We start from the raw sequence: 26,213 nt of genomic DNA, 5'->3' as shown, positions 1-26,213 counted from the left end.
CGCCCGGGCGATGAAACTCGTAGATGACGAGGATAGCCCAGCGACGATGGCCTTATCGTGCGTGATCGATCGGGTCGCGTTCGGACACCTGCCGGAAGTCCAATAGGGACCGGCTATTCGAAGGCGGGCAGGTGGCGTTCCCGGGCCCGGTCGAGGTGGTCTCGCATGGCGGCCTCGGCGGCGTCCGGGTCACCGACCCGGATCGCGTCGGCGATCCGCTGGTGCTCCGCGCCGGTGGTGCCGGTCTCCGCGTAGGGGAAGTAGCGGCGGTGCAGGTGCAGGTGGGCGTGCAACCGGGCGATGCCGTCGGCCAGCAACGGGTTGCCGGCGGCGGTGGCGACCAGCTCGTGGAACCGGGCGTCGAGCGTGGTGAACGCGGCGTGCCAGTGCCAGCCCTCCGGGTCGCCGTCGTCGGTGCCGACGGTGGTGGCGGCCTCGGTGCAGATCGCGGCGCGGAGCTGGTCGCTCGCGCGTTCGGCGGCGTACCGGGCGGCGGCGGTTTCCAGCAGCGAACGCATCTCGAACATGTGGGTGAACTCGGCCCGGGTCAGCAGCGGGCTCACCGTGTAACCGACCAGCGGACGCTTGCGGACCAGCCCGTCGGCTTCCAGTCGGGCCAGCGCCTCGCGGATCGGGGTGGGGGAGACGGCCAGGTCACGGGCGAGCGCATCGATGTTGATCCGGTCGCCGGGGGACAGCGTGTGCTCCAGGACCAGGACCTTGAGCGTCTCGTACACGTCCTCGCCGAGGGTGGACCGGCGTAGCGGACGGACCGGCTGCGGGTTGACCATCCGTCTCCTCCTGCGGTGCCCCCGCGCTCGGCCCGACACGCCTTGGTAACGACGGCATGTTTCTTCGAGGTTAAGCCTTGACGCGAGCGAGTGTGATCGACTAAACATCCATGATACATCCTATAGGATCCACGATATGCGCGAAAGGTGCGGTCATGAATCGGAGCCCGTTGACTCGGCTCGGCGCCGCGGCTGCCATCCTGGTGCTCGGCACCCTGGCCACCGCCGGATGCACCAAGAAAAGTGAGAACGAGGCGGCCGGCGCGACCACGCGGGCGGCCGACCAGGTGAAGATCGCCCTCGTGTCGGGCGGTGCCCACCCCTACTTCCAGCCGTGGAAGGACACGGCCGCGAAGGTCAAGACCGACCTGGGCGTGGCCGACGTCGCGTTCAACGAGACCTCGGGCTGGGACCAGACCAAGCAGAACGACGTGCTCAAGGCACTGGCGGCCCAGGGCTACAACGCCTTCGGCATCTTCGGGGTCGCCCCGGAGAACATCAACGCCACCTTCGAGGACCTCAAGGGCCAGGGCTTCGCGGTCGCCTCGCTCGCCTCCTGCCCGGCCGGTGACGTCAACAAGGCCGACTTCTGCCTCTCCACCGACGTCGAACTCGCCGCGTACAAGGCGGGACAGGCGGCGATCGAGGCGATCGGCGGGCAGGGCAACCTGGTCCACCTGACCGGTAACAAGGTCGACTCGAACACCCAGCGCCGGATGGCCGGCGTGCAGAAGGCGGTCGACGAGACCGGCGGCAAGGTCAAGCTGGTGCAGACCGTGACCGACGTGGACAAGGACCTGCAGAGCGCGCAGAAGGCCGTCGCCGACCTGCTCGCCGCCAAGGGCACCCAGATCCAGGGCATCGTCAACACCGCGTACAACCCCGCCGTCGCCTCCGCCGAGGGCGTCAAGCAGGCCAAGCTGCCGATCAAGGTGATCGCGATCGACGACGACCAGACCATCCTCGCCGGCATCCGGGACGGCTCGGTCGCCGGCACCGTGCTCCAGAACCCGGTGGGGCAGGCGTCCGTCGGGTCGTACGCGCTGACCAAGCTCTCCGGCGGCTGCACGGTCAGCAAGCCCGGCGTGGTCATCGACTCCGGGTCCTTCGTGGTCACCAAGGCCAACGTGGACAACTACGAGACCGACCGGCAGGCCAAGACGGACGAGCTGAAGAAGGCATTCGACAGCCAGTACCTGACCTGCCAGTAGTCGACCCGGCCGGCCAGCGCGACCGCTGGCCGGCCCGGTAGTCGAACGCGCTCCACCCCGGAAACCGGCGCGTTCGCCCCCCCTCGAAGGAGCCTCGTTGCCCGCGATCACCCACGCCGAGGCGTACCTCGTCGACCTCGAGGTCGAGACCGTACGCACCGACGCCGTCCAGTCGTTCCTCAAACAGGAGACCATCTTCGTCGAGATCCGTACCGACGACGGTGGGACCGGCACCGGTTACGCGTACACGATCGGCACCGGTGGCACCGCGGTCCTCGCGCTGCTGCGCGACTACCTGGTGCCCCGACTGGTCGGCGCGGACCCCCGGCGGGTCGAAGCGGTGTGGCGGGACCTCTTCGCCGCCACCCGCGCCACCACGGTCGGCGCGATCACGTCGCTCGCCCTCGCCGCCGTCGACACCGCGCTCTGGGACTGGCGGTGCCGCGACGCCCGCCAACCGCTCTGGGTGCTGGCCGGCGGCGCCAAGGACCGCATCCCGCTCTACGACACCGAGGGCGGCTGGCTGCACCTGAGCACCGACGAACTGATCGCCGGGGCGCGAGCCAGCCAGGCCGCCGGCTGGCCCGGTGCGAAACTCAAGATCGGCCGGTCCCCGGTACAGGACGCCGAGCGGCTAGCCGCGGTCCGCGCCGAGGTCGGCCCCGAATTCGACCTCATGCTCGACGCCAACCAGTCGCTCACCGCCGCCGAGGCGATCCGACGGGCCCGGCTGCTGGAGCCCTCCGACCCGTACTGGTTCGAGGAACCCATGCCCGCCGACGACGTCTCCGGCCACCGGGCGCTCGCCGAGGCCACCTCGATCCCGGTCGCGGTCGGCGAGTCGATGTACTCGATCGGCCAGTTCCGCGACTACCTGCACCGGGGAGCCGCCGGCATCGTCCAGGTAGACGTCGCCCGGATCGGCGGCATCACCCCCTGGCTGAAGGTCGCGCACCTGGCCGAGACGTACAACGTCACGGTCTGCCCGCACTTCCTGATGGAACTGCACGTCAGCCTCTGCTGCGCGGTGCCCAACAGCGGCTACCTGGAACACATCCCGCAACTGCGCGCGATCACCGGGCGCGAGATCGACGTCGTCGACGGGCACGCGCTGCCGCCGACCACCGCCGGACTCGGCATCGACTGGGACCGCGACGCGATCGACAACCGGAGAGTCCAGTGAGTGATCAGACCACCACGGTCGCACCGGAGGCGCCGTCGGCGGCCGAGCCTCCGGCGCCTCGCAAGCCGCCGGGCCTCCCGCTCTGGGCCAACCCGCGCCTCGGCCTGGTCGTCCTGCTGATCGCGCTGGTCGTGCTGTTCAGCGTGCTGCGGCCGGCGTTCCTCAACACCGCGCTCACCCTGGTGCCGCTACAGGCCGACATCAGCGTGTACGCCGTCGTCGGGCTGGCCCAGCTGATGGTGCTCTCGCTCGGGCACATGAACATGGCGGTCGGCCGGATGGCCGCGATGAGCGCTTTCGCGATGGGGCTGGCGTACGACCGGCTCGGCGTACCGCTGCTGGTCGGGCTGGTGATCGGACTGGCCGTCGGCACCCTGCTCGGCGCGCTCGCCGGGCTGATCATCTCGCGTACCGGGGTGAACTCGTTCGTGGTCACGCTGGCGCTCGACTTCGCCATGATCGGTCTGATCACGATCCTCTACACCCGGTTCACCGACGGCGTCGCCTTCAGCGGCCAACCGGCGGCGATGACCGCGCTGCGCAACGACACCTTCGCCGACTACTGCATGGGCAACGTGTGCGGGCCGAACGTGCCGCTGGTCGTACCGTTCGCGCTGGTCGCGGCGCTCGCGGTCGGGCTGCTGTTCCGGTACGCCCGGCTCGGCCGGGAGATCTTGATGACCGGCGCCAACGCCAAGGCGGCCGAGTTGTCCGGCATCCCGACCAAGAACCGGGTGGTGCAGGCGCACGCGCTGTCCGGCCTGCTCGCCGGCCTGGCCGGCTTCCTGCTCGCGGCGAACAACGGCGCCTTCTCCGCGAGCATCGGTGAGCAGTTCCTGCTCCCGTCGTTCCTCGGACCGGTGCTCGGCGGCACGCTGCTCGCCGGTGGTGCGGTCAGCATCCTGGGTACGGTCCTCGGCGCCACCCTCACCCAGGTCATCTACAAGGGACTGAACCTGCTGCAGTTCCAGCTCGACCAGCTCAAGCTCTACATCGGGCTGGTGCTGCTGGTCGCGCTCTCGCTGGACCGGGTACGCCACGTGCTCGCCGAACGTAGGGGGGTGCGGGCATGAGCTTGCTTTACGAGGAGAAGACCTCACGGTGGGGCTCGCTCGCCCGGCGGCCCGAGTTCACCCTGGCGGTGATCGCCCTGGTCGGGTTCGTCGCCCTGGCCGTCGCCACCGGCGGCAACCTGCTCTCGGCCGGCACGCTCGGCGCGTTCTTCCGGTTCCTGGCCGTGCCGATCGTCATCGGGCTCTCCCAGATGGTGGTGCTGGCGATCGGCCAGATGAACCTGTCCGTCGGCGCGCTCACCGGCTTCTGCGCCATGGTCGCCGCCTGGGCGATGGTCGAGGCGGGGCTGCCCGCGCCGCTCGCGGTGCTGGTCGCGCTCGCGGTCGGCCTGATCGCCGGCATGGTCAACGGCGCGCTGGTGGTCTTCACCCGGATCAACGGCTTCATCGTCACGCTGGCCACCATGACCATCATCGAGGGACTCCGGTACGGGGTGAACGGCCCCGACACCTACCAGGGCTACTCGCCGGGGCTGCGCGAGTTCGGTCGCGCCTCGGTGCTCGGGCTGCCGGTGGTGTTCCTGGTCGCGCTCGCGGTCGCCGCCCTGGTCGCCTTCTTCTTCGCCCGTACGGTCACCGGGCGGCAGTTGCTCGCCAGCGGCGGGAGCCCGTTCGCCGCCCGGCTGTCCGGGATCTCCAACGACCGGTCGATCGTGATCGCGCACGCCCTGTCCGGGCTGCTCGCCGGGGTCGCCGCGGTCATCACGGTCGCCTCGTCCGGCTCGGTCAACTCGAGCATCGGCGACGACCTGCTGCTGCCCAGCTTCGCCGCGCCGATCATCGGCGGGGTGGCGCTCACCGGCGGGGCGGTCAGCGTCGCCGGCACCTGCCTGGCCGCGTTCCTGGTCCGGCTGGTGGACGTGTTGCAGGCCCAGTTCGACATCAACCGGCGCTGGATCGACCTGATCGTCGGCGCGGTCGTCCTCGGAGCGGTGCTGCTCGGCACCGTCCGGCAGAAGCTGTTGCGGAGGTCGTCGTGATGCTCACGGCCGAGGGCCTGGTCAAGACGTTCCCGGGGGTACGCGCGCTGGACGGCGCGACCCTGCGGCTGGCGGCGGGCAGCGTACACGCGCTGCTGGGTGAGAACGGCGCGGGCAAGAGCACCATGGTCAAGCTGCTGACCGGGGTGTACCGCCCCGACGGCGGCACGATCGTGCTCGACGGGAAGGAACTCCAGCTCACCGGACCGCTGGACGCCCAGCGGGCCGGCATCGGGGTGGTGCACCAGGAACGGAACCTGATCCCGGCGTTCTCCATCGCGGAGAACATCGTGCTGCACCACCTGCCGCGCCGCTTCGGTGTGGTGGACAAGGCCAGGATGCGGGCCGAGGCGCGACGCTGCCTCGACCTGCTCGACCTGGACCTCGACCCGGACACCCCGGTCGCCGACCTCTCGGTGGCGCACGGGCAACTGGTCGAGATCGCCAAGGCGCTCAGCCTGGACAGCAAGGTGCTGCTGCTCGACGAGCCGACCGCCTCGCTGACCGGCGACGAAGCCGACCGCCTGTACACCATCGTCCGCAAACTGCGCGACAGCGGGCAGGCGGTGGTGCTGGTCAGCCACAAACTCGAAGAGGTGTTCGCGGTCGCGGACACGGTCACCGTGCTGCGCGACGGCCGCAGCGTGGCCGAGGCCGAGCCGCTGTCGTCGTACAGCCAGGACCAGGTGGTGGACCTGATGGTGGGGCGGGCGTACGCGTCGGTCACGCTGGCCGAGCGCAACGTCGACCCGCAGACCCCGCCAGCCCTGCGGCTGACCGGGGTCAGCACCGCGGGCGGGCACCGCGACATCTCGCTCGCCGTCCGCCCCGGCGAGATCCTCGGACTGTACGGACTGGTCGGTGCCGGCCGCAGTGAACTGGCCAAGGCCCTGCTCGGCCTGGACCGGATCACCGCCGGCACGGTCGAGGTGCACGGCAAGCCGGTACGCATCCGTACGGTCGGCGAGGCGCTGCACCGCTACAAGATCGGGTACGTCACGGAGAACCGCAAGGAAGAGGGTGTCTTCCTCGACCAGCCGATCACCCGCAACATCGGGGTCACGATCTGGCGACGGATCGCCCGCGCCGGGCTGGTCACCGAGCCGGCCGAACGGCAGGTGGTGGCCGAGTACACCGAACGCCTCGGGATCAGGGCCGCCTCCCCGCGCCAGCTCGCCGGCCAGCTCTCCGGCGGCAACCAGCAGAAGGTCAGCCTGGCCAAGTGGCTCGCCGCCCAGTGCGAGATCCTGGTCGTGGACGAGCCCACCGTCGGCATCGACGTACGCACCAAGGCCGCCTTCCACGAGCTGATCGCCGAACTGGCCGGCGCCGGCATGGCGCTGCTGCTGATCTCCTCCGACCTGCCGGAGATCGTGACGCTGGCGGACCGGGTCGCGGTGATGAACGATTTCACCGTTCGTGGTGAACTCGCCAACGACCACGACTACAGCCGGATGAGTCAGGCGATCATCCGGATGATCCACGCTGGACCGGCCCGGGAGCAGACGGGAACCGGCCCGGACCGGCCCGATGCAGCAGGGGAGTCAGCCGCGTGAATCCATTCGAACGGACCCGACTGGGCAGCACCGGGGTCGAAGTGACCCGCCTCGGCCTGGGTCTCGCCCCACTCGGCGGCCTGTACCGGGCGGTCGGCGCGCAGCAGGCGTCCGCCACCCTGGAACGGGCCTGGGAGCTGGGCTTCCGCTACTTCGACACGGCACCGCTCTACGGCGCCGGCCTCTCCGAGCAGCGGGCCGGCGCGGTGCTGTCCGGCAAGCCCCGGGCCGAGTTCGCGCTCTCCACCAAGGTCGGCCGGATCCTGGTGCCGGGGCCGGAGCAGCCGCGCGGTGGTGGCCGGCACCGCAGCGAGCCGGCCGTCGACCACAACGACGAGATCTGGGCCGAGCCGGTCGGCCTGACGCCGACCTGGGACTTCAGCGCCGACGGCACGCGCCGGTCGTACGCCGAGAGCCTGGACCGGCTCGGCCTGGACCGGGCCGACGTGCTGCACGTCCACGACCCCGACGACCACTACGCCGACGCGCTCGCCGGTGCCCTGCCGGCGCTGGTGGCGCTGCGCGAGGAGGGTCGGATCGGTGCGGTGTCGGTCGGCATGAACCAGGCCGACATGCTCGCCGACTTCGTCCGCACCGGTCACCTCGACACCGTCCTGCTCGCCGGCCGCTACACCCTGCTCGACCAGTCCGGCCTGGCCGAACTGCTGCCGCTCTGCGTCGAGCGAGGCGTCTCGGTGATCGCCGGAGGCGTCTACAACTCGGGCCTGCTCGCCGACCCGAAACCGGGCGCCACCTACGACTACCTGCCCGCGCCGACCGAACTGCTGGACCGGGCACTGGCAATCCAGGACGTCTGCGCCAAGCACGGGGTGCCGCTGCGGGCCGCCGCGGTCCAGTTCCCGCTCGGCCACCCGGCGATCGCCAGCGTCGTGCTCGGCGCCCGCTCGGCGGACGAGGTGACCGACGCCGCGGAGATGTTCGCCCACCCGATCCCGGCAGCGCTCTGGCGTGACCTGAAGGACTCCGGGCTGCTGCCGGAGGAGGTGCCGACGCCGTGATCGTCGACTCGCACCAGCACCTCTGGACCGCCGACTACGCGTGGCTGGCCGACCCGGCGCTGACCCGGATCCGGCGTGACTACGGGGTGGAGGACCTGCGGGGCAACCTGCGGGCGGCGGGCGTGGACCGGACCGTACTCGTCGAGGCGGGCCGCGGTGACGCCGCCGAGACCACCGAGTTCCTGTCGACCGCCGCCGCCACCGAGGAGATCGCCGGGGTGGTCGGCTGGGCGTCGCTGACCGACCCGGACCTCACCGGCACCCTCGCCGGACACCGGGCCGGCACCGGCGGGCATCTGCTCGTCGGCATCCGCGACCAGGTGCAGGGCCAGCCCGACGACGACTACCTGGACCGACCCGAGGTACGTGCCGGACTCCGTACGATCGCCGACGCCGGCCTGGTCAACGAGCTGGTGGTGCGGGTCGAGCAGTTGCCGGCGGTGGCGCGGGCCGCCGCCGCGCTGCCGGACTCCCGTTTTGTGCTCGACCACCTCGGCAAGCCCCGGATCGCGGCCGGCGCCGTCGGTCTGGACCAGTGGCGCACCCTGGCGGCGCCCGTCGCCGCCTGCCCCAACGTGGTGGCGAAGCTCTCCGGCCTCGTCACCGAGGCCGACCAGGCAGGTTGGACGGTCGAGGACCTGCGCCCGTTCGTGGCGAGCGCGGTCGAGCTGTTCGGGCCGGACCGGCTCATGTTCGGCTCGGACTGGCCGGTCTGCGAACTGGTCGCCACCTACACCCAGGTACGCGACGCGCTGGAGCAGATTCTCGGCGGCACTCCGGACGGCATCTTCGCCACCACGGCGATCAGCACCTACAAGTTGGAGATCGAATGAAGTACATGCGGGTGGGTCCGTTCGGCGCGGAGCGCCCGGTGGCCCACACGGACGGTCGCTACTTCGACCTGTCCGGCATCACGGGGGACATCGACGGCGCGTTCCTGGCCACGGGCGGGGTGACCGACGTGGCCGGACTGCCGGAGATCGACATCACCGGGTTGCGGATCGGCGCACCGATCGCCCGACCGGGCGTGGTGCTCTGCGTCGGGCTGAACTACGCGGCGCACGCGGCCGAGTCCGGGGCGGCGAGCCCGGAGTACCCGGTGGTCTTCTACAAGGCACCGAACACGCTCGTCGGACCGTACGACGACGTGCTCGTACCGCGCGGCTCGACCAAGACCGACTGGGAGGTGGAGCTGGCCGTGGTGATCGGCAAGACCGCCCGCTACCTGTCCTCGCCGCAGGAGGCGCTGGGCCACATCGCCGGGTACACCCTCGCCAACGACGTCTCCGAGCGCGACTTCCAGTTCGCCGTCTCCGGTGGACAGTGGTCCAAGGGCAAGTCCTGCGAGACGTTCAACCCGCTCGGGCCGTACCTGGTCACGCCGGACGAGGTGGGCGACCCGGGCAAGCTCCGGCTGCGCTCCTGGGTCAACGGCGAGGCCCGGCAGGACTCCGTCACCGCCGACATGATCTTCGACGTGGCGTACCTGGTCTGGCACCTGTCCCAGTACACCGTGCTCGACCCGGGTGACCTGATCAGCACCGGCACGCCCGAGGGCGTCGCGTTCTCCGGGCGGTTCCCGTACCTGGGCGACGGCGACGTGGTCGAGGTCGAGATCGACGGGCTCGGGCGGCAGCGCTCGGCCGTGAAGGACGCCGCGTGATCATCACCGGGGTCGACACGTACGACATCCGCTTCCCGACCTCCCGTGAACTCGACGGGTCGGACGCGATGAACCCCGACCCCGACTACTCCGCCGCGTACGTCGTACTGCACACCGACGCGGGTGTGGACGGCCACGGCTTCACCTTCACCATCGGGCGCGGCAACGAGGTGTGCCGGGCGGCGATCGACGCGCTGGTCCCGTTCATCGTCGGCCAGTCCGTGGACGACCTGGGCGAGTTCGCCAAGCGGCTCACCCACGACTCGCAACTGCGCTGGCTCGGCCCGGAGAAGGGTGTCATCCACCTGGCCACCGCCGCCGTGGTCAACGCCGCCTGGGACCTGGCCGGCAAGGTCGCCGGCAAGCCGGTCTGGCGGCTGCTCGCCGAGTTGAGCCCGGAGCAGATCGTCGACCTGGTCGACTGGCGCTACCTGACCGACGCGCTCACCCCGGACGAGGCGCTGGAGATCCTCCGGGCGGCCCTGCCCGGCCGGGCCGAGCGGACCGCCGAACTGGAACGGCGCGGCTATCCGGCGTACACCACCTCGCCGGGCTGGCTCGGCTACGACGACGCGAAGCTCACCCGGCTGGCCAAGCAGGCGGTCGCCGACGGCTACCGGCAGATCAAGCTGAAGGTCGGCGGCAACCGGGAAGACGACGTACGCCGGCTCGCCCTGGCCCGGCAGGTCGTCGGGCCGGACATCCGGATCGCGGTCGACGCGAACCAGCGCTGGGACGTCGCCGAGGCGATCGACTGGATGGCCGCGCTGGCCCCGTACGACCCGTGGTGGATCGAGGAGCCGACCAGCCCGGACGACGTGCTCGGGCACGCGGCGATCCGGCGCGGGTTGGCCCACGCCACCCCCGACGGTGGACCGGTCCGGGTGGCGACCGGTGAGCACGTGCAGAACCGGATCATGTTCAAGCAGCTGCTCCAGGCCGACGCGGTCGACTTCGTACAGATCGACTCGTGCCGGGTCGCCGGGGTGAACGAGAACATCGCGATCCTGCTGCTGGCCGCGAAGTTCGGTCGACCGGTCTGCCCGCACGCCGGTGGGGTGGGGCTGTGCGAGATGGTCCAGCACCTGTCCATGTTCGACTACGTCGCCGTCTCCGGCTCGCTCACCGACCGGGTGATCGAGTACGTCGACCACCTGCACGAGCACTTCGTCGATCCGGTGGTGATCGTCGACGGCGCGTACCGGGCACCGAGCCTGCCGGGCTTCTCGGCGCAGATGCGACCGGAGACGCTGGCCGAGTACCGCTACCCGGACGGGCCCGCGTGGTCCTGATCCACGTCGAGCTCGACACCGGCGACAGCTTCCCGGTCCGCGAGGCCGGGGGCTTCGGCGGACCGGTCGCCGTGCTGGAGCTGTTCCGGCGCCTGGTCACCGGCCCGACCGAGCCGGCACACGCGCCGCTGGCCCTGGTCGCCGGCACCGTGGCCGGGGTGTCCGGGCCAGGGTTGGCGCGGTGCGCCGCGATCGGGCTCTCCCCGCTCTCCGGCGGGATCGCCGAGACCCGGGCCGAGGGCCCGTACGCCGCCGGGCTGCGGGCCGCCGGGGTCACCGGGGTGATGCTGTACGGGCGGGCACCCGAGCCGGTCTGCGTGGTGGTCGAAGGGGGCCGGGCCAGGCTGGAACCGGCCGATCAGTGGTGGGGCCTGGAAACCGGTCCCGCCACGGACGCCCTGCTCGCCAGGTACGGCGACAGCGCCGCGGTGGCGGTGGTCGGACCGGCCGGCGAGAACGGCGTACGGTACGCCTCGATCGTCACCTGCCGGGACCATCCGCTGCCCCGGCTGGGCCTGGGTGCCGTACTCGGGGCGAAGAACGTCAAGGCGGTGGTCTGCGTACCCGGTCCGGCTCCCGTGCCGGTCGCGGACCCGCAGGCGCTGCGCCGCCTCTCCGAGTGGTACGCCGCCGCGCAACCCGGTAACTCGCTGACCGCCTGGCAGCACGGACTGCCCGGTTTCGGGGTCTGGGACGCCGAGCCGGGTTACGCCCCGGTGGCCAACTTCGCCGACACCGTCAGCCGGGGCGGGGTGGGCACCGCGCCCGCACCCGACCGGGTGGCGACCTGTCCGGGCTGCCCCACCGACTGCATCAAGGTGTACGCCGGAGCCGGGCTGCACCAGGAGGCGCTGGCGATGCTCGGGCCGAACCTCGGCGCCACCGACCCGTGGGCCCTGCACACCCGCTGCCTGCAACTCGGGCTCGACCCGGTGTCACTCGGCGGCACCCTCGCGGCGGCCGGTATACCGGCGGCGGAGGTGCCGGCGGTGGTCGAACGGATCGCGGCCGGCGGTCATCCGCTGGGCGAGGGGTCGGCGCGGGCCAACCCGGCGACGGCGATGACCAGCAAGGGCGTGGAGTTGCCGCCGTTCGACCCGAGGGTGCAACCGAACCTCGGCCTCGGTTACGCGGTCGCCCCGATCGGACCGCGCTACGACATCGTCGAACACGACCTCGACTTCGACCCGGAGGAGGGGCTGCCGCACAGCTATCCGGAGCTGCGCCGGCTCGGTGCGACCGTGCCGCGTCCCCGGGGCGAACTGGACGTGGGTCGTACCGCCGCGCTGTTGCGGCTCTGGAGCGGGCTGGACGCCCTCGGCGTCTGCGCGTTCGCCGCGACGCCCACCCGACCGCTCACCCTGGACCTGGTCGAGGACCTGGTGGAGGCGGTCACCGGGGAACGGCCGGACGTGCTGGCGCTCGGCGCGCGGCGGCTGCTCCTGCAACGCGAGATCAACCAACGGCTCGGCATCGGGTTGGACGCGGACACCCTGCCGGACCGGTTCTTCACCGAGCCGGTCGCCGCCGGCCGGTACCTCGGCGCGGTCCTCGACCGGGCCGCCTTCAGCCGGGCGGTGGCGCAACTGCACCGCGAACTGGGATTCACCGGGCTCGCCTGAGCGGCCCGGGTCGACGTACGAGAGAAGGTAGTTGAAGTGGGCGAGTTCGACGGGCTGGTCGCGGTGGTCACCGGCGGCGGGTCGGGTATCGGCAAGGCGTGCGTCGAGGCGTTCGTGGCCGGCGGTGGGCGGGTCGGCGTACTCGACCTGAACCCGGGGGAGCAGGGCGGCGCGACTCTCGGTCAAGTCGCCGACGTTGCCGACTCCGACTCGTTGGACCGGGCGATGGCCGGGGTCGCCGAGGCGTTCGGCGGGATCGACATCCTGATCAACAACGCGGGGATCAGCGCGGTCGGCACCGTCGAGGCGAACGACGACGCGGAGTGGCAGCGGGTGCTCGACGTCAACGTGATCGGCATCGTACGGACCACCCGGGCGGCCCTGCCGTACCTGCGCCGCAGTTCGCACGGGGCGATCGTGAACACCTCCTCGATCGCGGCCACCGCCGGCCTGGTCCAGCGGGCGCTCTACTCCGCGTCGAAGGGCGCGGTGCACGCGCTCACCCTGGCGATGGCCGCCGACCTGGTGACCGAGGGCATCCGGGTCAACTGCGTCGCGCCCGGCACCGTGGACACCCCGTGGGTCGGCCGGCTGCTGGCCAAGGCCGACGATCCGGCGGGGGAGAAGGAACGGCTCGCCGCCCGTCAGCCCACCGGCCGGCTGGTACGCGCGGAAGAGGTGGCCGGCGCGGTCGCGTACCTGGCCAGCCCGTTGTCCGGCGCCACCACCGGCACCTCGCTGGCCGTCGACGGCGGCATGTCCGGCCTGCGCCTGCCCCGCTCGAAGTAGCAGGTGCGGCACCGCGCCGACCCGGGTATGCGCCGCCTCCAGTGGTCAGTGTTCCACTCCCGGTATGTCCACCACCGGGTCGGTGCGGTCGATCAACGCGGCCAGTTCCCGCCGCGACTGCCCGCCGAGCTTGCGCAGCGCGTTCGCCACATGGCTCTCGACCGTACGGCGGGACAGGCACAGCCGTACGGCGATCTCCTGGTTGGTCCGCCCCCGCGCGGCGAGCGTCGCCACCTCCCGCTCCCGCGGCGACAGCGCGTCGCCGTAGGACTGCCGGCCACCCCGCCACGGGTACGGGATGGCGACCCGGTGCGTACGCATGGTCCGGCAGACCCGGGCGATGTCGGCGCCGGCACCGAGCGTGCCGTACACCGTCAGCGCGTCCCGCAGCGACTGCGCGCCCCGGACCTGCCCGGACGGGTCGGGCCCGGCGCACCACCAGTCACCCCGGATCTCGTCCAGCCGCGCCACCTCGGCCACCAGGCCCAGCCTCGCCAACTCGGCGCGGGTCGGGTCGAGCAGCGCCACGGCGGCGAGCGGGTCGTCGGCCCGCAGCAGCACCGCGCGGCACTGGGCCAACCGGGCCTGCGCGGTCGGCACCTCGGCGGTCGCCAGCCCGTCGGCGAGTTCGTCGGTGAGCCGGGCTGCCTCGCCCAGCCGGTCCAGGGCCGCCAGCGCGTCGACCGCGACCTGCACGGTGTCGGCGCCCCAGTTCCATATGCCCTTGTGCCGTACCAGTTCCAGCCCCCGGTGTGCCTCCGCGAGCGCGCCGGCCGGGTCCCCGTTGCCGAGCAGCAGCCGGGCCAGCGCCGCCCGCCCGGCGATCAGCGGCCACACCGCCCCGGCCCGCCGGGCCAGGTCGACCATCTCGCGCAGCCAGCCCTCGGCCTCGTCCACCCGGCCGTACGCGGTCAGCAGCGTGCCGAGGTTCAGCCGTACGTCCAGGTCGGCGGCCGGGAACTCGGAACCGCGCCGCAGCAGCCGGTGCAGCCTCTCCTCCAGCCCGGTCCAACGTCCGGCGGCCCGGTCCACCAGCACCCCGACCAGCTCCACCACCGCCGCCAGCCGGGGATAGTCGGCCTGGTCGACCACCTGCTGACCCCGCAGCAGCAGCGCCTCGGCCCGGTCCAGGTACCCGGCCTGAAGCGCGGCCTGGGCGAGGTTGACGCAGGCACGGGCCTGTTCCCGAGGGTTGGCGACCAGGGTCGGGTCACCGAGCAGTTCGTCGACCAGCGACCAGGCACCGGGAGCACCCCGCTCCAACTCCAACGAGGTGTACGCGCTGCGTACCGCCAGCACCGCCTGCGGGTCGCCGCTCGCCGCAGCCGCCGACCGGGCCTCCCGGGCGCGGGCGAGGTGCTCGTCCAGCCGCCGACCGACGGCGGTGTTCGGGGCGGCGAGGATGGCCAGCGCGCGGGCCCGCAAACCGGGGTTGACCAGGTCGGTCAGCGATCGTTCGATCTCTGCGTAGCCGCGTTCGGCCTGCCCCTGCTGGCGCAGCAGCCGGCCCAGGGTCAGCCGTAGCTCGCCTCGGGCCCGGGCCGGCAACCGGTCGTCGACGAGCAGCCGCTCCAGCACCGGCACCGCCTCGGCGTGCGCGAGACCCTCGATCGCGGCCCGGCCGAGCTTGACCGCCAGCCGTACCCGCAGCGGTCGGGGCAGCTCCGGCACCGCGACCGCCTCCAGCAGGTAACCGGCGGCGGTGGCGTCGTCGCCCTGCCCGATCGCGAGATCGGCGGCCGCCTCGGCGTGCCGTACGAACTCCGCCGGCAGGTCAGCGTGCCGGTAGTGGTGGGCCAACTGGGCCACCGGTCGGGCCGCCCGGTCCTGGTCTCCCTCCAACGCCTGGGCCGCCCGCAGGTGCAGCCACCGGCGGTTCGGCGACGGCAGGGCCTCGTAGACGACCTGTCGGGCGAGCGCGTGCCGGAACCGGCACCGGCCGTCCCGCTCGTACAGCAGACCGGCAGCGAGCGCCCCGGCGAGTGCGCGGGCGATCTCGCCCCGGTCGGCGCCGACCATGGTGGCCAGCGTCCGTTCGTCCGGCACCAGTCCCAGTACGGCCGCGGCCCCGAGCACCTCCCGGGCCCGCTCGTCCAACCCGTCCAGCCGATGGGTCAGTACGTCCCGCAACACGTTCGGCACGGCGAGCCCGGCCAGCGTGTGCGCGGTCAGGTCGGTGATCTGCGGCCATCCGGCCGCGGGGTCCGGGGACGGCACCCCGTCCGGGTCGCCCGGATCTTGCCCCGGTGCCGCCGGAAGGCGCTCGGCCAGATCGCGGAGCACCTCCTCGATGACGAACGGGATGCCACCGGTCCGCTCGTAGAGTTCGGCGACGAAGGCCTCCGGCGGGGGTTCGGTACCGAGCAGGGTCGAGGCGAGGCGCCCGGTCTCGGCGCGGGTCAGCGGCGGCACGCTCACCCGTACCGGCGGTCGGGTCCGCAACCGGGAGAGGCTCTCGGCGAGCGGGGAGCCGAGCGGTGAACCGGGACGTCGGCTGAGGACGATCGAGAGCCCGGCCGGCGGGTGCGCACCGAGGAAGGCCAGGAACTCCCAGGTCCCCTGGTCGCTCCAGTGCAGGTCCTCCAGGACCAGCGCGACCGGGCCGAGCGTGTCCAGGAACGCGGCGGCTGCGCGGAACAGGCGGTGCCGTTCGGCCCGCTGGTCCGGCAGCGGGTCCAGTGCCGGCGGCAGCCGGTCGGCGATCTCCGGCAGCAGCGGCACCAGCGCACCGAGCAGCGGGCTCAGCCGTCGGGCCGGCGGCAGGTGTACGGCGGCGTCCCGCAACGCGTCCAGCACCGGACCGAGCGGGAACGGTTCCCGTAGCGCGTCGCACTGCCCGAGCAGCCGGTGGCCGGCGAAACCGTGCAGCGCCTCCTCGACCAGCCGGCTCTTGCCGACCCCGGCCTCGCCCTCGACCAGCACGATCGACGGCGGCGCGGAGATTGCCGTACGCAGGGTTGTCAGCTCGTCGGTCCGGCCGACCAGGATCCGCGAGACCTGGGCCGACAGCCTGGCTCGGGGGGCCGGATCGGCGACAGCGGAGGAGTGCGACACCGGGGTACGCCTTCAAAGTTCCGTAGCGGGTACGGATCACTCTACCCATCGCCGCATGATCCATTGCCTTCAACCTGTTGCGGCATCTGTTCAACAGATGTTCGGACGGTTGTCGACGCACCGGTCAAGGCGCCGGTCGAGTTACCGGTGCCGCCACCGGTCGAGCGTGAGGGAGCGCAACTGTGCGGTCTGCCAGTCGGACGAGACCTTTCCCGCATCCGCTCGGAGCCGGGTTGTTATGCGCCCTGGTGCTGGTCGTGTCGGCGATGTTCGGGGCCGCCGGCTCGGTGCCCGGCGCCGGCCCGGACGCCGCCCGGGCGAAGATCGACGTGGCGCTGAGCCGGAGCCTCGACACGGGTGCCAGCGCCGACTTCCTGGTGACTTTCGGTGACCGGAACGCTGGCGAGCGGGCCGAGTTGGACGCCGCCGCCGCGACCGGTGACTGGGCCGGGCGCGGAGCGGCCGTACTGGAGACCCTGCGCCGGCAGGCCGACCGGAGCCAGCGGGCGGTACGCGACCAACTCGCCGCCGCCAAGGTGCGCTACCGGGGCTTCTACGTCGCCAACGCGGTCTACGTCTTCGGCGGTGACCGTGACCTCGCCGACCGGCTGTCCCGCCGCACCGAGGTGCACGGCCTGTACGCGGCACAGACGCACGCCCTGCCCGAACCCCGACCGGCCGACGGTGCCGCGCTGGCGCGGGCCGCCGCCGCGTCCGAAGTGGAATGGGGCGTCGCGGACATCGGCGCCGACCGGGTGTGGCGTGACTACGGCGACCGGGGCGAGGGAATCGTCGTCGCCAACATCGACTCCGGGGTCCAGTACGACCACCCCGCCCTGGTCGGCTCCTACCGGGGCAACCACGGCGACGGCAGCTTCGACCACGACTACAACTGGTACGACCCGGCCTCGATCTGCTCGGCCGGCGCGGTCGAGCCGTGCGACAACTCGGGCCACGGCACCCACACCATGGGCACGATGGTCGGCGACGGCGGTCCGGGCAACCGGATCGGTGTGGCGCCCGGCGCAAGGTGGATCGCCGCCAAGGGCTGCGAGGCCAGTAGCTGCTCGGACTTCGCCCTGCTCTCCTCCGCCGAGTGGATGCTCGCGCCGACCGACAGCACCGGCGCGAACGCGCTGCCGTCGAAACGCCCGAACATCGTGAACAACTCCTGGGGCGAGGACAACGGCGGCGAAGAGAACCCGTGGTTCGACCAGGTGCTCGGCGCCTGGCTGGCGTCGGGCATCTTCCCGATGTACTCCAACGGCAACTCCGGCCCGGCCTGCGACACCGCCGGCACACCCGGCGACAGCCTGCTGACGTACGCGGCGGGCATGTACGACGTCAACGGGCTGATCGACCCGTGGTCCAGCCGAGGGCCGGGCGCCGACGGGGACGTGAAGCCGAATATCTCCGCGCCCGGCGTCGACGTCCGCTCCGCCGTACCGGGATCCGGTTACGGCGCCAAGACCGGCACCTCGATGGCCTCCCCGCACGTGGCCGGCGCGATCGCCCTGCTCTGGTCGGCCGCCCCGGCCCTGGTCGGTGACATCCCGGCGACCAGGGCGTTGCTGGACCGGACCGCGGTCGACGTCGACGACACCAGTTGCGGCGGCACCGCGGCCGACAACAACGTGTACGGCGAGGGCCGGCTCGACGTGTACGCGGCCGTCACCGCCGCACCCCGCGCGACCGCCGGCCCGATCCGGGGCACCGTCGTCGACGCGGCCGGAGGCGCACCGCTCGCCGGTGCCGAACTCACCCTGACCGGGGCGGCGAACCGCACCCTCGGCACCGACACGCAGGGCGCCTTCGACGCGCTCGTCCCGGTCGGCGACTACACGGTGACGGCGACCAAGTTCGGGTACGCCCCGCAGACCGCCACGCTGACCGTCACCACCGCAGGCGAGGCCCGGCACGACTTCCGGCTGACCAAGGTGGACACGGTCACGATCAGCGGCCGGGTGACCGAGGGGGCCGACCACGGCTGGCCGCTCTACGCGACCGTCGCGGTGGCCGGCGTACCGAACGGGACCTTCTACACCAAGCCGTCGGACGGCAGCTACAAGCTCACCCTGCCGGCCGGTCAGCGCTACCAGCTCACCGTCACCGCCCGCTACCCCGGCCACCAGCCGGTCAGCGCACCCGTCGAGGTCGCCGGCCGGAACCTGGTCCGGGACTTCACCCTGCCGGTCGACCGGTACGCCTGCACCGCCCCCGGTTACCGGGAGCAGGAGCCGGAGCAGCGGTACGCGCAGGACTTCGACGACGTACCCCCGGCGGACTGGACGGTGACCGACGAGGCCGGCACCGGGCAGGTCTGGCGGTACGACTCGACCGAGCAGAACCGTACCGGCGGATCCGGTGGCTTCGCCGCCGTCGACAGCGGCGAGTACGGCGCCGACAGCCGGCAGGACACGTCACTGGTCTCGCCGCCGCTGGACCTGACCGGCGTCGGCACCCCGGCGGTGTGGTTCGACACCCACTACGAGACCGGGCACCAGTCGAGCGCGTCGGTGGAGGTCTCGACCGACGGCGGTCAGACCTGGGCGACCGCGTGGCGGCGTACCACCGAGGCGCTGCGCGGCCCGGCCACCGTGCAGGTGCCGATCCCGCAGGCGGCGAACCGCTCGGGCGTACGGGTCCGGTTCCACTACGACGCCGTGCTCGACCTGCGCTGGCAGGTGGACAACGTACGCGTCGGCGACCGGCGCTGCGTCGAGGTGCCCGGTGGCCTGCTCAGCGGCTCGGTCACCGACCGCAACAGCGGCAAGCCCCTGCCCGGCGCGACGGTACGGCCGGTGGGCCACCCCGAACTGACCGCCACGACCGTCGCGACCCCCGAGGACGCCGGCCTGGACGACGGCTTCTACTGGCTGTTCGCGCCGCTCGACGGGGTGACCCAGGTACGCAGCACGCTGGACCGCTACCACGCGCAGACCAAACCGGTGACGGTGGCGGCGGACGTGGTGACCCGGCTGAACTTCACCCTCGGCGCGGGGCAGGTCAGCGTGGCGCAGTCGACGCTGGAGTCCTCGGTGCGGCTGGGCGAGTCGGGGCGGGCGACGCTGACCGTACGCAACTCGGGCACCGCGGCCGCCGAACTGGACCTGGTCGAGGAGGCCACCGGCGCTACGTCCGTGACCGGTACGGGCGCCGTCCGGCAGCGGATCCCGGGCGACTACCCGCTCGGCCGGGTCCGGCCCGCAGGGGCTGCCGTGGCCGCCGACCCGGCCGCACCGCAGGCGACCGTGGCGGCTGCGCCGTGGGCGCCCGTCGCCGACTACCCGATCCCGGTGATGGACAACGCGGTCGCCACGCTCGACGGCCGGATCTACTCGGTCGGTGGCGACGGACCGGCTGGCCCGGTCACCGACGTCTTCGCCTACGACCCGTTCGCCGGCAGGTGGCAGCCGCTCGCGCCGCTGCCCCGGGCCCGGCAGAAGCCGGCCGTCGGTTTCCTCGGCGGCAAGCTCTACGTGGTCGGCGGCTGGGGCGCCACCGGGGATCCCCGCTTCGACGTCGACGTCTACGACCCGCGTACCGACACGTGGTCGTCCGGCCCGGCGGCTCCGGAGGCACGCGCCGGTGCGGCCAACGCCGTACTCGACGGCAAGCTCTACCTGGTCGGAGGGTGCGTCTCCGGGTTCTGCGGCAGCAACACCGTGCTCCGCTTCGACCCGGTCGCGCAGACCTGGTCCCGGCTCGCCGACTACCCGAAGAACACCGCCTGGGCGGCCTGCGGCGGCATCGGCGGGCAGCTCTACTGTGCAGGTGGGGCCACCGAGACGGTCACCAGCGCGTCGACCTTCCGGTACGACCCGGCGACCGACACCTGGACCACGCTGGCCCGGCTCCCGATCGACCTCTGGGGCATGGGGTACGCGGTCGCCGACGGGCGGTTGCTGGTCTCCGGCGGGGTGACCAGCCGGGGCGAGGAGCTGACCAACGAGGGCTTCGCCTACGACCCGGTTGCCAACGCCTGGTCGGCGCTGCCCAACTCCACCTACGCCCTCTACCGGGGTGGCAGCGGCTGCGGCCTGTACAAGATCGGTGGTGCGGCGAACGCCGGGCTCGGCACCCGGTTGGCCGAGACGCTGCCGGGCTACGCCAACTGCGACGGCACCGACGCGGTGTCGTGGCTGCGCAGCGACCCGGCGCGGATCACCGTACCGGCCGGGGGTGAGGTCGAGGTCGAGGTGTCGTTCGACTCGGCCCGGCTGAGTCAGCCGGGGACGTACGCGGCGCGGCTGGTGCTGCGCGACGGCACCCCGTACGACACGGTCACGGTGCCGGTGCGGCTGACGGTCACGCCGCCGGCCGGGTGGGGTCGGATCACCGGCACCGTGACCGGCTCCGACTGCACCGGCACCCGTACCCCGCTGCCCGGCGCCACCGTACGGGTGACCTCGGGCGCGGCGGCGTACACCGTCAGCACCGACGCCTCCGGTGGTTACGGACTCTGGCTCGACCCCGGCGAAGGCCGGCCCGAACTGCTGGTCGTCGCCGAGGGGTGGTTCCCCTACCGGGGCACCGTCGAACTCGGTGCCGGCGCAAACGTGGTCCACGACATCACGCTCGACTCCACCGGCTGTGCCACCCCTGGGAGGACCTCATGAACCCGCGCCGATCCGGCCCCGGCCGGCGACTCGGTACGGCGGGCCTGCTCGCCGCGCTGCTCACCGCCGCCGTACCGGCACCGGCCGCGTACGCCGCCGACACCGTCCTGGTCAGCGGTGCGGTACGGGACGCCTCCGGACACGGCTGGCCGCTCTGGGCCACGGTCAGCGTCGACGGACGACCGGCGGCCACCGCGACCAGTGCCCCCTTCACCGGCGCGTACCAGCTGCGGTTGCCGGTCGGCCAGCCGTACACGGTGCGGGTGCAGTCCCGGTACCCGGGCTATCCCGAACTCACCCGGCAGATCGAGGTCGGCAGCACCGACACGGTGGTCGACCTGGCGCTGCCGGTCGACGCGGACGCGTGCGTCGCACCCGGTTACACGCACCGGGCGAACGGCCTGGTCGAACTGTTCGACACCGGCGGGAACGCCGCACCGGACGGCTGGTCGGTGCTGGACAACCTCGGCAACGAGCAGGTGTGGAGCTTCGACGACCCGGGCGAGCGGGGCAACCTGACCGGGGCCACCGGGGGCTTCGCGATCGCCGAGAGCGACCTGTACGGCGGACCGGCCCGGCAGGACACCACGCTCGTCTCGCCGGTGGTCGACCTGACCGGGGTCGCCGCCCCGACGATCGGCTTCGCCAGCGACTTCAACACCCCCGACTATCCGGAGGACGCCGGGATCGCCGAGGTCGACCTCTCCGTCGACGGCGGTGAGAGCTGGGCGAACGTGTGGCACGCAGACGACGCGGTACGCGGACCGGTGCAGGTGACGCTGCCGATCCCGCAGGCCGCCGGCCAGCCCGACGCGCGAATCCGGTTCCACTACTTCGAGGGGGAGCTGACCGCGGGCGACTGGTGGCAGGTGGACCGGGTCTGGGTCGGCGAGCACTCCTGCGTACCGGTCGCCGGTGGGCTGGTGGCCGGTTACGTACGCGACGCCAACACCGCCGCCCCGCTGGTCGGCGCGACGGTGGCCGCCGCGACGCCGGAGGCGACCGTGCGTTCGGCGGCGACCGGGGACGATCCCCGGCTCGACGACGGCTTCTACTGGATGTTCAGCCCGACCACCGGCGCCACCCAGCTGACCGCGTCGATGCGCAGCTACCAGCCGTTGCGCAAGCGCCCGTCGGTGCCGGCCGACCAGACCACGAGGGTCAACTTCGACCTGCCCACCGGGGCGCTGACGCTCGGCGCGGCAGCGCTCACCGGCGCCGCCCCGCTCGGTGGCCGGGCCACCGTGTCGCTGGACGTGACCAACACCGGCACCGCCCCGGTCGAGCTGAGCATCGCCGAGCGCCCGGGTACGGGTCCGGCCGATGCGTCCGTACCGCCGGCCGGCGCAACCGGTGCGAACGCCGCGACCAGGGGGACCAGCCTGAACGCCGCGAACGCCGCGATCAGTGGGACCAGCATGAACGCCGCGAACGCCGCGATCAGTGGGACCAGCATGAACGCCGCAACCGCCGCGACCGGCGGTACCGGGGCTCCGCTGCGCCGGATCAGCGGACGCTTCTCGCCGGACGCCGACGGGGTCGCCCGGCCGGCCGGGCAACCGACCGAGGCAGCGCCGTCCGCGAGAGTGACGGCGGCCGGATCCGGCTGGCGCAGCATCGCGGACTACCCGCTCGACCTGGCCGACAACGCGGCGGCCGAGTACCGGGGCAGGATCTACTCGGTCGGCGGCAACGTCGACACGGGCCGGGTCCGCAACGCGTACGTCTACGACGCGGACACCGACCGGTGGACGCCGTTCGCCCCGCTCCCGATGGCCCGGCAACGGCCGGTGGCAGCGTTCCTCGGTGACCGGCTCTACGTGACCGGCGGCTGGGCCGGCACCAACATCCCGGCCGAGGTGGAGCCGAGCCTGGACGTCTACGACCCGGCCACCGACACCTGGTCAACCGGGGCGCCGATCCCGCAGGGGACCGCCGCGGCCGGGTCGGCGGTGCTGGACGAGCGGCTCTACGTGGTCGGCGGATGCCACCCGGAGGGCTACAGCTGCGGCTCCTCGTCCGACGTCTTCCGGTACGACCCGGTCGCCGACCGGTGGGAGTCGCTGGCCGGCTACCCCGAACCGGTCGCGTGGGCGTCCTGCGGGGCGATCGAGGCGGCGGTCTACTGTGCCGGGGGCGTGGCCGAGGAGAGCAGCCGGTCGACGTACCGTTACGACCCGGCGGCCGACACCTGGACCCGCCTCGCGGACCTGCCGATCGACCTCTGGGCGGCGGGCTCCACCGTGGCCGACGGCCGGCTCGACCTCTCCGGTGGGGTCACCGACGACGGCAGCACGATCACCAACCAGGGCTTCGCCTACGACCCGGTGACCGATGCCTGGTCGGCGTTGCCGAACGCGGTCAACGCGCTCTACCGGGGCGCCAGCGCGTGCGGCTTCTACCGGATCGGCGGCAGCTTCGCCCGCTACGGTCGGGCGCCGTTCGCCGAGGTGCTGCCCGGTCGGACCGACTGCGGCAGTGACCGGGACAGCGCCTGGCTGGCCGCCACCGCCGCCGGTACGGTGCTCGCCCCCGGCCGTACGGTCCGGCTGTCGGTCACCCTGGACGCGGGTGTGCTCGACCAGCCGGGCACGTACTCGGCCGCGCTGCTGCTGCGCGGGAACACGCCGTACCCGACCACCGTCGTGCCGGTGACGTTCACCGTGGCCGCGCCGGCTGGCTGGGGTGCGGTCAGCGGCACCGTGACCGGGGCGGACTGCTCGGGAGCGGACCGACCGCTGGCCGGGGTGCCGGTCTGGCTGGACGCGGGCGGTGTCCGGTACGCACTCACCACCGACGAGCAGGGGCGCTTCACCCGCTGGCTGGACGCGAGTACGGGCAGCGTCGGCCTGGTTGCCGGCGGCGGTGACTGGTCGCCGGTCAGCCGTACGGTGCCGGTTGCCGCGGGTACGACCAGCGTTGCCGACCTCCGGCTCGTACCGGCCGGCTGTCCCTGATCACCGGCCTCCGGGGTGAGTGGGGTGTGGGGGACCCCGCCACCCCGGAGGCCGGTCCACCGCCGTACGGCGGAGGTCAGTTCGGCGTGGCCCGTGCGGTGAAGGTCAGTTCGGTGTAGTCCGCGACCGGGGTGAACCCGAGCCGGTTGTAGAGCGCGATCGCGGCGTTGTTGTCCGCCTTGACGTTCAGGGCGATCCGGTCGACCGTCGCCAGCAGCCGGTGGCAGAGCGCGGCCACCGCCACCGAGGCGAGCCCCTGGCCACGGGCCTGCGGGTGGGTGGCCACGTTGCCGATCGCGGCCACCCGGTACCGGGGCGAGTAGACGTGCACCCCGGCCACCGCGACCAGCTCACCGCCGCGCCGGACCCCGACGTACGGGCCCTGCTCGATCATCCGGGGCACGAAGGAGTGCGCCGGGTAGGCAAGCTCGTAGAACGCGGCCACCTCGGTCAGGTCCGCCGCGCTCAGCTCGACCACCTCCGCCGAACCGGTCGAGGCGACCTGCGTCGCGGACCAGCGGTCCAGCCGGACCGGGTCGGTCAGCGCCATCTTCAGGTGCGGTCCGTTCGAGTCGGCCGCGAACTCCGGCTCCAGCGCGGCCGTGACGCCGGGGGAGAGATGCGCGTAGAACCGGCGCGGCAGCAGCGGGCGCAGGTCCGCGACCAGTTCGGCCAGTGGGCCTGACCGGTCCGGGGTGTCCAGGGCGAGCAGGATGGGCAGGCCGGCGCCGTGGAAGAGCAGCGCCAACGCCTCGCCCCGCCGGTACCAGGTCGTGTACGGCCAGAAGCGGTCGTCGAGGTCACCCAGCTCGTACGCGCGCAGGTCCGGCGTACGGAGCAACAGGTCGGCCAGTTCGACCCGGTCGTGCACACTCTCCACCAGCATCCGAAAATGATCACACAGCCGCTGCCGCCGCAGCACCGGGTGCTGGCGGCCCGAATCGGCTCGCTAGCGCAGCAGCACCGGGCCGGCGTCGATCCGGGTCCGGAACAGCACGTACGGCCGCTGCCGGCGATCCACCCCGCCCTGGTAGTCCGGCTGCCGGTGGAGCTGGTTCGCGGTGACGTACAGGTGCCCGTCGGTGGCGATCGACATGGTGTCCGGCCAGAGCAGGCGGGGATCGTGGGCTACCGTCTCCAGGTGCCCGTCCGAGTACCGGCGCAGGACCGCGTTCTGCTCGTACGCGGTCAGGTAGATCCGGCCGGCGTCGTCGCTTTCCAGCCCGTCGGAGGCGGAGCCCTTGTCACCCTCGTCGGTGACGGTCGCCGCCACCTCGGCGTCGTCGAGTCCCCGGTCGACCAGGGCGTCCACCGAGACGCTGTACAGCCGGCGGGACGTGAGCGGGCAGTAGTAGAGCCGGCTGCCGTCGGCCGAGATGGCGATCCCGTCCGATCCCATGGTCAGCGGGGCGGGTGGGCCGTCGGCCGGTCGTTTCAGGAACTCCCGTCCTTCCACCAGCGGGTGGAACCCGGTCAGCGGTTCGGTCTTGGTGGACGGGTGGTCGTGCAGGCGTCGCCACGAGTCGCCGCTGGCCAGGTCGACCACGATGATCCCGTTCGGCCCGTTGCCGGACGAGTCGGTGACGAACGCGGTGCCGGCGGCACCCCGCCGCAGGTCGAACCGGACGTCGTTGATGTAGGAGGTCGGCAGCGCCACGTCCGCCGGGAAGACGATCTTCCTGGTGACGGAGTTGGTGGTGAGGTCGACGCAGACCAGTTTCGGGCCGCCGGGTCGGGTCGGCGCGAGCATCGGGCTGCCGGTGTCGACCACCCAGAGCCGGTCGGCGGGGTCGACCACGACGCACTGGACCGAGACGAACGCGTCCGAATCGTCGTCACCCGTCGGGCTGTTCCAGGCCGTGTCCGGATAGGGCCGGCTCTCCCCGTCCACGACCTCGACGACGCTGGCGGTGACCTCGTCACCCCATTTGGGGAAGTTGACGAAGATCCGGCCGGTGTGCGACACGCTCACCCCGGTCGGCATCGGCCCGGTGAAGGTGGCGACCACCTCAAGGTCACCGCAGGGCTCGTCGGTCATCAAGCTGTCGCTCATGGGTCGTACCCCCTCGGCGTGACCACGGTGTCCGGCGGGTACTTTCCCCATCTGTCCGCTGGTAACCGCTTCGCGGGCGAACGCCGCGATTCGGCTACCGGTCCGCCGACCCGGGACGGGCCAGCACGACCGCGTTGACCACGGTCAGGCGGGCCGGTCGGGCGAGCCGGTCGCCGGCGGCCAGCAGCAGGCCCGTTGAGCCGGAAGACGTCTATGACCGGCTCGGAGAATTCCGCCCCGGGCGGGGTGAGTGGTGCCACCGAACGAGTCCGGCGTCGCGTCGCCGTACTTCTCCTTGGCGGCGCCCGTCATCTGTTCGGCCTTCTGCTTGGCCTTATCGGTGAGGCTCAT

General features: G+C 72.5%; 18 protein-coding genes. 13 read left to right on the top strand and 5 right to left on the bottom strand.

All coding sequences use genetic code 11. The features are described from left to right. Positions 1-113: 113 nt before the first annotated feature. Positions 114-791: a GntR family transcriptional regulator gene (locus AB0J90_RS17325; protein WP_363596892.1), complete on the bottom strand. Its 678-nt coding sequence runs from the start codon at positions 789-791 to the stop codon at positions 114-116. Positions 792-946: 155 nt separating this feature from the next. Here AB0J90_RS17325 and AB0J90_RS17320 point away from each other — a divergent pair, with 155 nt between their 5' ends. From AB0J90_RS17320 to AB0J90_RS17270, 11 genes are all read left to right on the top strand, one after another. Then, positions 947-2,002, top strand: a complete 1,056-nt coding sequence (locus AB0J90_RS17320) for a sugar ABC transporter substrate-binding protein (protein ID WP_363596890.1) — start codon at positions 947-949, stop codon at positions 2,000-2,002. 97 nt (positions 2,003-2,099) lie between these two features. After that, positions 2,100-3,185: a mandelate racemase/muconate lactonizing enzyme family protein gene (locus AB0J90_RS17315; RefSeq protein WP_363596888.1), complete on the top strand. Its 1,086-nt coding sequence runs from the start codon at positions 2,100-2,102 to the stop codon at positions 3,183-3,185. Then, positions 3,182-4,258, top strand: a complete 1,077-nt coding sequence (locus tag AB0J90_RS17310; RefSeq protein ID WP_363596886.1) for an ABC transporter permease — start codon at positions 3,182-3,184, stop codon at positions 4,256-4,258. The genes AB0J90_RS17315 and AB0J90_RS17310 overlap by 4 nt, the downstream gene beginning before the upstream one ends. Further along, positions 4,255-5,238: an ABC transporter permease gene (locus AB0J90_RS17305; protein ID WP_363596884.1), complete on the top strand. Its 984-nt coding sequence runs from the start codon at positions 4,255-4,257 to the stop codon at positions 5,236-5,238. Before AB0J90_RS17310 ends, AB0J90_RS17305 begins: the two co-directional genes overlap by 4 nt. Then, positions 5,238-6,794 carry a sugar ABC transporter ATP-binding protein gene (locus AB0J90_RS17300; protein WP_363596882.1) on the top strand — a complete coding sequence of 519 codons (1,557 nt, stop codon included), beginning with the start codon at positions 5,238-5,240 and terminating at the stop codon, positions 6,792-6,794. Before AB0J90_RS17305 ends, AB0J90_RS17300 begins: the two co-directional genes overlap by 1 nt. Further along, the gene (locus AB0J90_RS17295; protein ID WP_363596880.1) at positions 6,791-7,813 is read left to right on the top strand and encodes an aldo/keto reductase; all 1,023 of its coding nucleotides are present in this window, start codon (positions 6,791-6,793) and stop codon (positions 7,811-7,813) included. The genes AB0J90_RS17300 and AB0J90_RS17295 overlap by 4 nt, the downstream gene beginning before the upstream one ends. Continuing rightward, positions 7,810-8,646, top strand: coding sequence for an amidohydrolase family protein (locus tag AB0J90_RS17290; protein ID WP_363596878.1), 837 nt, complete (start codon positions 7,810-7,812; stop codon positions 8,644-8,646). Before AB0J90_RS17295 ends, AB0J90_RS17290 begins: the two co-directional genes overlap by 4 nt. Next, positions 8,643-9,476 (top strand): fumarylacetoacetate hydrolase family protein, encoded by an 834-nt coding sequence (locus tag AB0J90_RS17285; RefSeq protein WP_363596876.1) that lies wholly within the window; start codon positions 8,643-8,645, stop codon positions 9,474-9,476. The genes AB0J90_RS17290 and AB0J90_RS17285 overlap by 4 nt, the downstream gene beginning before the upstream one ends. Continuing rightward, the gene (locus tag AB0J90_RS17280; protein ID WP_363596874.1) at positions 9,473-10,768 is read left to right on the top strand and encodes an L-fuconate dehydratase; all 1,296 of its coding nucleotides are present in this window, start codon (positions 9,473-9,475) and stop codon (positions 10,766-10,768) included. Before AB0J90_RS17285 ends, AB0J90_RS17280 begins: the two co-directional genes overlap by 4 nt. Continuing rightward, positions 10,759-12,390, top strand: a complete 1,632-nt coding sequence (locus AB0J90_RS17275; RefSeq protein ID WP_363596872.1) for an aldehyde ferredoxin oxidoreductase N-terminal domain-containing protein — start codon at positions 10,759-10,761, stop codon at positions 12,388-12,390. The genes AB0J90_RS17280 and AB0J90_RS17275 overlap by 10 nt, the downstream gene beginning before the upstream one ends. A 36-nt stretch (positions 12,391-12,426) precedes the next feature. Further along, positions 12,427-13,179, top strand: coding sequence for an SDR family oxidoreductase (locus AB0J90_RS17270; protein ID WP_363596870.1), 753 nt, complete (start codon positions 12,427-12,429; stop codon positions 13,177-13,179). Positions 13,180-13,224: 45 nt separating this feature from the next. On the opposite strand, the gene AB0J90_RS17265 is transcribed toward AB0J90_RS17270, so the two are convergent. Further along, positions 13,225-16,233 carry an AAA family ATPase gene (locus AB0J90_RS17265; RefSeq protein ID WP_363596868.1) on the bottom strand — a complete coding sequence of 1,003 codons (3,009 nt, stop codon included), beginning with the start codon at positions 16,231-16,233 and terminating at the stop codon, positions 13,225-13,227. A gap of 233 nt (positions 16,234-16,466) precedes the next feature. Here AB0J90_RS17265 and AB0J90_RS17260 point away from each other — a divergent pair, with 233 nt between their 5' ends. Next, a complete protein-coding gene (locus AB0J90_RS17260) occupies positions 16,467-20,852 on the top strand; it encodes a S8 family serine peptidase (protein ID WP_363596866.1) in 4,386 nt (1,461 codons plus the stop codon). Further along, positions 20,849-23,809: a carboxypeptidase regulatory-like domain-containing protein gene (locus AB0J90_RS17255; RefSeq protein WP_363596864.1), complete on the top strand. Its 2,961-nt coding sequence runs from the start codon at positions 20,849-20,851 to the stop codon at positions 23,807-23,809. The genes AB0J90_RS17260 and AB0J90_RS17255 overlap by 4 nt, the downstream gene beginning before the upstream one ends. A 76-nt stretch (positions 23,810-23,885) precedes the next feature. Here AB0J90_RS17255 and AB0J90_RS17250 read toward each other — a convergent pair whose 3' ends face one another. From AB0J90_RS17250 to AB0J90_RS17240, 3 genes are all read right to left on the bottom strand, one after another. Then, positions 23,886-24,695, bottom strand: a complete 810-nt coding sequence (locus AB0J90_RS17250) for a GNAT family N-acetyltransferase (RefSeq protein WP_363596862.1) — start codon at positions 24,693-24,695, stop codon at positions 23,886-23,888. Positions 24,696-24,758: 63 nt separating this feature from the next. Further along, positions 24,759-25,862, bottom strand: a complete 1,104-nt coding sequence (locus tag AB0J90_RS17245) for an L-dopachrome tautomerase-related protein (protein ID WP_363596860.1) — start codon at positions 25,860-25,862, stop codon at positions 24,759-24,761. A gap of 144 nt (positions 25,863-26,006) precedes the next feature. Then, positions 26,007-26,213: CsbD family protein (locus AB0J90_RS17240; protein ID WP_363596858.1), on the bottom strand; the 207-nt coding region annotated here is incomplete at its 5' end.

The organism is Micromonospora sp. NPDC049523 (genome assembly GCF_040676775.1).
In the GTDB taxonomy this organism is placed as follows: Bacteria; Actinomycetota; Actinomycetes; order Mycobacteriales; family Micromonosporaceae; genus Micromonospora_G.
This window is presented reverse-complemented; position numbering and strand designations above follow the sequence as displayed.